General features: G+C 60.1%; 4 protein-coding genes and 2 pseudogenes. 2 read left to right on the top strand and 4 right to left on the bottom strand.

Translation table 11 applies throughout. From position 1 onward, the window contains the following. A pseudogene (locus AC1D06_RS41350) lies at positions 1-272 on the top strand (hypothetical protein); the annotation flags it as partial. A gap of 13 nt (positions 273-285) precedes the next feature. On the opposite strand, the gene AC1D06_RS41345 reads toward AC1D06_RS41350, so the two are convergent. Then, entirely contained in the window at positions 286-1,128 is an 843-nt protein-coding gene (locus AC1D06_RS41345) for an outer membrane beta-barrel protein (RefSeq protein ID WP_477991253.1), read from the bottom strand. A gap of 598 nt (positions 1,129-1,726) precedes the next feature. Here AC1D06_RS41345 and AC1D06_RS41340 point away from each other — a divergent pair. Further along, a complete protein-coding gene (locus AC1D06_RS41340; protein WP_477991251.1) occupies positions 1,727-1,924 on the top strand; it encodes a hypothetical protein in 198 nt (65 codons plus the stop codon). Between the two features lie 110 nt (positions 1,925-2,034). On the opposite strand, the gene glmM is transcribed toward AC1D06_RS41340, so the two are convergent. The 3 genes and pseudogenes from glmM to AC1D06_RS41325 all read right to left on the bottom strand — a co-directional run. Continuing rightward, positions 2,035-3,387 (bottom strand): phosphoglucosamine mutase, encoded by a 1,353-nt coding sequence (gene glmM / locus AC1D06_RS41335; RefSeq protein ID WP_477991254.1) that lies wholly within the window; start codon positions 3,385-3,387, stop codon positions 2,035-2,037. A 363-nt stretch (positions 3,388-3,750) separates the two neighbouring features. After that, positions 3,751-5,679, bottom strand: coding sequence for an ATP-dependent zinc metalloprotease FtsH (gene ftsH / locus AC1D06_RS41330; RefSeq protein WP_477991249.1), 1,929 nt, complete (start codon positions 5,677-5,679; stop codon positions 3,751-3,753). Between the two features lie 116 nt (positions 5,680-5,795). Beyond that, positions 5,796-6,500, bottom strand: a pseudogene (locus tag AC1D06_RS41325) (hypothetical protein); the annotation flags it as partial.

Raw genomic sequence — 6,500 nt, 5'->3', positions numbered from 1 at the left:
CGACCGCCGGATTTACGCCACCGACCCTTGGTCACAAGAGCTTCGCGGTTCGTTGCCCGCTCGCCCTGATCGGCATCGCCTCATATCCGGTTCTTGTCCATCGGCCCGCAGGTTCGATCCACGCTTCCTCCCCACGGTCAGTCGCCCTTCCGCAGTTGCGCTTCTCTTCGCTCGCCATGACCAGCTTACGGTGGGACTTCCACCCACAAGAATGCGCCCATGCTGGGCGCACAACGACAAAAGCCGCCCGTCGCCAGGCAGCTTTTGAATGAAGCGTGATCGGTCTTACTTGAAGACCGGCTGCGGCTGGTTCGGCACGTCGGCCGGCGCGACATAGGCAGGCCCACAGTCGCCATCGTCGAAGGAGTAGCGCAGGCCGGCGCGGGCTTCGTGGATGTTCAAGCCCTTGTCGTAACCCGGACCGCCGTGCTCGGCATAACCGAACATGTCGCCGCCCTGGATGTGGCGGAAGCGATAGCCGATATCGGCCTTCAGGTTGCAATTGATGTCGATCGCGGTGCCGGCCATCAGCGCATAGGTAAAGCGCCAGCTGCCGCGGCCGTTGTGGGTGACCGTGTCGTCGCAATTCTGCGGATTCTTGGTGCTGCAGGACGTGTTTTTCAGGTCGTCCCACTTCACATAGGTGCCGCCAAGACCCGCGCCGACATAGGGCGTGAACAGGCCGTAATGAGCGATATCGACATAGGCGTTGGCCATCAGGCTGTAGGCTGTCATCGATGTGGTGTCATGCGAACGGCAAGGGCCGCCGGTGCTGCCGCACTTGCCGGTGGTCGAGCCGTTGAAGTCGCTTCTGAACATATAGTCGAACGTGGTGTCGAACCGCAGATAATCGTTTGCCTGATAGCCGACGCCGAGGCCGATATTGCCAGTATTGTCGAGATCCGCCGACTTGAATTTAGCGAAACGGGAATTGTCGCCCTGGAAGAATTGAGCGCCGCGCAAGTCGACAATGTCGAACGATGTATCGCCGCGCAGATACCAGCCGCCAGTGGAGACCGGGGTCGCGACCGGCGCTTCAGCCGGCTGCTCGGGGACGTAAAGGTCGGCCGCGAAGGCCGGACCGGACAGCGCCAGCATGACGGATGCCAATGCCAAAATTTTTCTCATGATCCGCTCCACATCAACTTGTCCGGCGCGATGATCACCGGGCGAATATGTTTCGATGTTGGATAATGAAGCGCAAAGGTTAAAACGCGCTTAACCACGATCGTTTACTATAAGATTTGCCAAGCTGCTGATGCGCTTGCGGGTTTTGCCGTGAGGCCACATTTCCTCACCTGGGATCGATATATTCGGGATAGCATAGCCAATAGACCATGCGCTTGTTCCACGACATCACGCGCGGATCGTCAAATTGCGTTCGCACCTTCCGGCAGGCAGCACTTCCTTCCGACCGAAGCGATGTCGGCGAAAGATCGGCACTGGCAGAAATCGCCGTTGCAGATATGAAAACCAGTATGGCAATCAGAACAGCGTAAATCTTTTGGAACATTGCATAACCCCTGTAGCAACGCTCCAAACGAACTCGGCTTCGCTATGTTCCAGTGTTGGGCAGGGTATCCCGCTTGCGCGGCGGCAATCTGCACCACAATTTTCATTTTGGGATATCGGGCCGCTTCTATACGAAAAATTAGCCATTTCTAAATCATTCTTGACCCACCGAACGTCATATCAAAGTAGGCGCATTCGCCGAGAGGAGATGATCGTGGTTGCCATTTCCGGAAAAGAATATGAAGTGATCTTCGACCCGATCGCCAAGTCGGCCATCGTGCGCAACGAAGACACCTTGCTGTGGCTTGATGGCCCCTTCCGCACCTATGCGGGAGCGGTGTCCTATGCGGTCAACCGATTGGAAAACCGTGGCGCGGGCGGCATTGCTTCGATCAAGATAAGATCGCACTGATTGTTATCGGCAGATGAAATCGGGGCGAGGAGATTCTCACCCCGATTGAAGTCGCATCGCGATTTTCCGGGCTCGATGCCAGCGCTTCAGCCCCTTGGTTTTGCGCCAGACTAAGCCGCCGTCTTGACCTTGCCGATCACTTCTATGAGGCCGTTGACGATCCGCTCCAGCTGCGTGCGGTCGTCGCCCTCGGCCATCACCCGGATAAGGGGCTCGGTGCCCGAGGGGCGGATCACCAGGCGGCCGTGGCTCAGAAGCTCGCTTTCGGCATCGGCGATCGCCTGCTTGACATGCTTGTCTTCCAGCGGCCGGCCGCCGGAGAAGCGGACGTTTTTCAGAAGTTGCGGCACCGGCTCGAAACGGCGGCAGACTTCGCTCACCGTCTTGTTCATCCGACGCACGGCCGCCAGCACCTGCAGCGCCGCCACCAGCCCATCGCCGGTCGTGCCGAAATCGGAAAGCACGATATGGCCGGATTGCTCGCCGCCGACATTGAAATCATGCTCGCGCATATGCTCGACGACATAGCGGTCGCCGACCTTGGTACGCGCCAGCGTCATGCCGCGATCGGTCATGAAGCGTTCAAGGCCGAGATTGGACATGACGGTGGCGACGATGCCCTTGCCGCGCAGCATGCCGTCATGCGCCCAGGTCTCGCCGATCAGCGCCATCAACTGGTCGCCATCGACGACATTGCCCTTTTCGTCGACGATGATGACGCGGTCGGCATCGCCATCGAGCGCGATGCCGATATCGGCCCGCACTTCATGCACCTTGCGCACCAGCGCTTCCGGATGCATCGAACCGCAATTGAGATTGATATTGGTGCCGTTCGGCTCGACGCCGAGCGACACGACCTCGGCGCCCAGCTCCCAAAGCACGGCCGGCGCCACCCTGTAGGACGCGCCGTTGGCGCAGTCGATCGCGACCCGCAGGCCGTTGAGCGTAATGTCGCGCGGCAGCGTCCGCTTGGCGAATTCGACATAACGGTCCTGCACGCCATCGACGCGCTTGGCCCGGCCGATTTCTTCCGAAACTGCCAGCTGCGGCCCGATATCCTTTTCCAGCAGGTCTTCGATCYGGCTTTCGATCGCGTCGGAGAGCTTGTAGCCGTCGGGGCCGAAGAGCTTGATACCGTTGTCCTCATAAGGGTTATGCGAGGCGGAAATCATCACGCCGATATCGCAGCGCAGCGACCGCGTCAGCATGGCGACGGCCGGCGTCGGGATCGGGCCGAGCACGAAAGCATCAAGGCCGGCAGCGGTGAAACCCGCCACCAGGGCATTTTCCAGCATATAGCCGGAGAGCCGCGTATCCTTGCCGATGACGACGCGATGGCGGTGGCCACCGCGCTGGAAGATTGTGCCCGCGGCAATGCCGACGCGCATGGCGATATCCGGCGTCATCGGAAAAACATTGGCCTGACCGCGAATACCATCGGTGCCAAAATAACGTCGTGTCATCATGAGTTCGCTTCTCTACCTTGACGATTTTCAGGGTGACTGAAGAATCCTAATGCCACAGATAGAGAAAATTGCCACATCAAATTCATCATAGCGTCAACACAGAGCGTTAACGTGGCAGGCTTTGCTTTGGATTTTCCAGTAGCACCAGCGGCAGTTTCCCTCTTCCCCGGCCGAGAGAAGATGTCCGAAGGACAGATGGGGGGCTTTCCGGATGCGGCGTCCCCTCATCGCCTCGCATTCGCTCGACACATCTCCCCTTGTGGTCCGCGAAGGGAGAAGAGGGAATCCACGGCACCCCGCCACCGACAAAAAAGCCCGAACTTTTGGCCCGGGCTTCTCATTCCATTATCGTCGTTGTCGTTATTGCGGCTGCGGCTCGAAACCGCCTTCGTTTTCCGGCTGCCCGTCCTTCTTGGAGCCGGTCTTCGGCACCGAGGAACCGCGGCTGGTTGGCGTGTCGTCGCCGAGATCGCGCGAAGGCTTTTCGCCCTTGATCAACGCCTTGATCTCGTCGCCGGACAGCGTTTCATATTCGAGCAGGCCTTCGGCCAGCGTAACGAAACCGTCGTGGTGCTCGGTCAGGATCTTGCGAGCGCTCTCATAGGCTTCGTCGATCAGGCGGCGCACTTCGTTGTCGATCTTCTGCGCCGTCGATTCCGAAATGTTCTTCGACTGGGTCACCGAATGGCCAAGGAAGACTTCCTGCTGGTTTTCACCATACATGACCTGACCGAGCTGGTCGGAGAAGCCCCATTGGGTAACCATGGCGCGGGCGAGTTTCGTCGCCTGCTGGATGTCGGACGAGGCGCCGGAGGTGATGTTCTCCTTGCCGAAGGTCAGTTCCTCGGCGACGCGTCCACCCATCATGATGGCGAGCCGGGAGATCATCCACAAATAGCTCATCGAATAGCGATCGCCTTCGGGCAGCTGCATGACCATGCCCAGCGCACGACCGCGTGGAATGATCGTCGCCTTGTGCACCGGGTCAGCCAACGCCACGTTGAGCGCCAGGATTGCGTGACCAGCTTCGTGATAGGCGGTCAGCTTCTTCTCTTCCTGGGTCATCGCGGACGAGCGGCGTTCGGCGCCCATCATCACCTTGTCCTTGGCGTCTTCGAATTCCTGCATAGTGACGAGACGCTTGTTGCGCCGCGCGGCCATCAGCGCTGCTTCGTTGACCAGGTTCATCAGGTCGGCGCCGGAGAAACCGGGCGTGCCGCGGGCGAGAACCTTGAGATCGACATTCGGTGCGAGCGGAACATTGCGTGCATGCACCTTGAGGATCTTCTCGCGGCCGACGATGTCCGGGTTCGGCACGACGACCTGGCGGTCGAAACGGCCGGGACGCAGCAGCGCCGGGTCGAGAACATCGGGACGGTTGGTCGCGGCGATCAGGATGATGCCTTCATTGGCTTCAAAGCCGTCCATCTCGACCAGCAACTGGTTGAGCGTCTGCTCGCGCTCGTCATTGCCGCCGCCGAGACCGGCGCCGCGATGACGACCGACCGCATCGATTTCGTCGATGAAGATGATGCAGGGCGCGTTCTTCTTCGCCTGGTCGAACATGTCGCGGACGCGGGAGGCGCCAACACCGACAAACATTTCAACGAAGTCCGAACCGGAAATGGTGAAGAACGGCACATTGGCTTCGCCGGCAATGGCGCGGGCAAGCAGCGTCTTACCGGTACCGGGCGGGCCGACGAGCAGCACGCCGCGCGGGATGCGGCCACCGAGCCGCTGGAATTTCTGCGGGTCGCGCAGGAATTCGACGATCTCTTCAAGGTCGGATTTGGCTTCGTCGACGCCGGCGACGTCGTCAAAGGTGACGCGGCCATGCGCTTCCGTCAAAAGCTTGGCCTTGGACTTGCCAAAGCCCATGGCGCCGCGCGAGCCGCCCTGCATCTGCCGCATCAGGAACAGCCACACGCCGATGATCAACAGGATCGGCAGAAGGTTGATCAGATAGCCGAAAATGCTCGACGAGCCATCCGTTTCCGGATGGGCGATCACCATGACATTCTTGTCCTGCAGCTTGTTCATAAGGTTGCTGTCGACGACGGGCAGATAGGTCTGGAAGACGGAACCTGTGTCGGCATATTGGCCGCGTGCACGATTGCCGGTAATATCCACCTGACGCACCCTGCCGGAATCAACCGCCTTGACGAAATCCGAGTACGGGATGTCGGAGGAGCTGACGCGCTCGCCCTGGGTCTGGAACATGCTGAACAGCGCGACCAGCAGGACGGCGATAATGGCCCAGAGGGCGATATTTCTGAAATTCGGGTTCATTGACCTCACCGGATAGTTTGAACCGACGGATACCTCCCGATGTCGGCCTTTTCAAGGTGTAAGATAGGAGCGACCCACCGTCTTGCCAAGTATCTCGGCAATAGCAAACTTTGACGTCACCTTGTTGGTAATCCGGGAAAATGATCCAATCCGAGGAGGAAAGCAAGAGCGTTGGCCACCGGCAGCAGGCGCAATGGCAAAAACCGGTCGAAATGGGTAATGACTGGTTGGATTTGAAGGCCCTCGGATGGCCCGGAAAGGACAACGGGCTCGACCGCCAATGCGCGCTGGCGGACGCCGGGTGGGAGGTCCGATGACAGCAAGGGGGTGAGGACCGCCCTCCCCTGTTCCTCTCCCCTGGCACCGATCCGGACGGGCGCGTCGCCAGCATTGTGGATGCAGAAACGATTGTCCCAGACCACGATGCTCTGCGGAGCAATGACCATGTCAGGCAGCGACCGGCGCTCGCGCGTCAGATAAAGCGACTGCCGGCGCTTGTCGAAGACCACGCGCTCGGCCGTCAGGCGCTTCTCGTCGGGTGCCGCGAGGAATTGCGCGATCCGCGCTCCCGTCGCTTGCCCGCCAAGATATGTCCGTCCGCCCAGCGTGGCGGCGAGATGGCGGATGGCGGTGAGATGTGCGGGGTTTTCAGGCGAATAGTCAGTGAGGTCGACGGCGGCGACCAGGATGCTGCGGATTGTGACGTCAGCAAGTAGGAAGCTGGCAGCCGCTTCTTCCGTGCTGCAGGCAAGTGGCCCACCCCCCTCTGCCCTGCCGGGCATCTCCCCCTCAAGGGGGGAGATTGGATGGGGCGCCGGCCG

The organism is Rhizobium sp. P2_G2 (assembly GCF_056403555.1).
Note: the sequence above shows the minus strand (reverse complement) of the source record. Positions and strands in the feature narration are given on the sequence as shown.

Excerpts from the sequence above, each read along its gene's own strand:
- ftsH (WP_477991249.1), bottom strand. The coding sequence starts at position 5,679 with ATGAACCCGAATTTCAGAAATATCGCCCTCTGGGCCATTATCGCCGTC.
- AC1D06_RS41345 (WP_477991253.1), bottom strand. The coding sequence starts at position 1,128 with ATGAGAAAAATTTTGGCATTGGCATCCGTCATGCTGGCGCTGTCCGGT.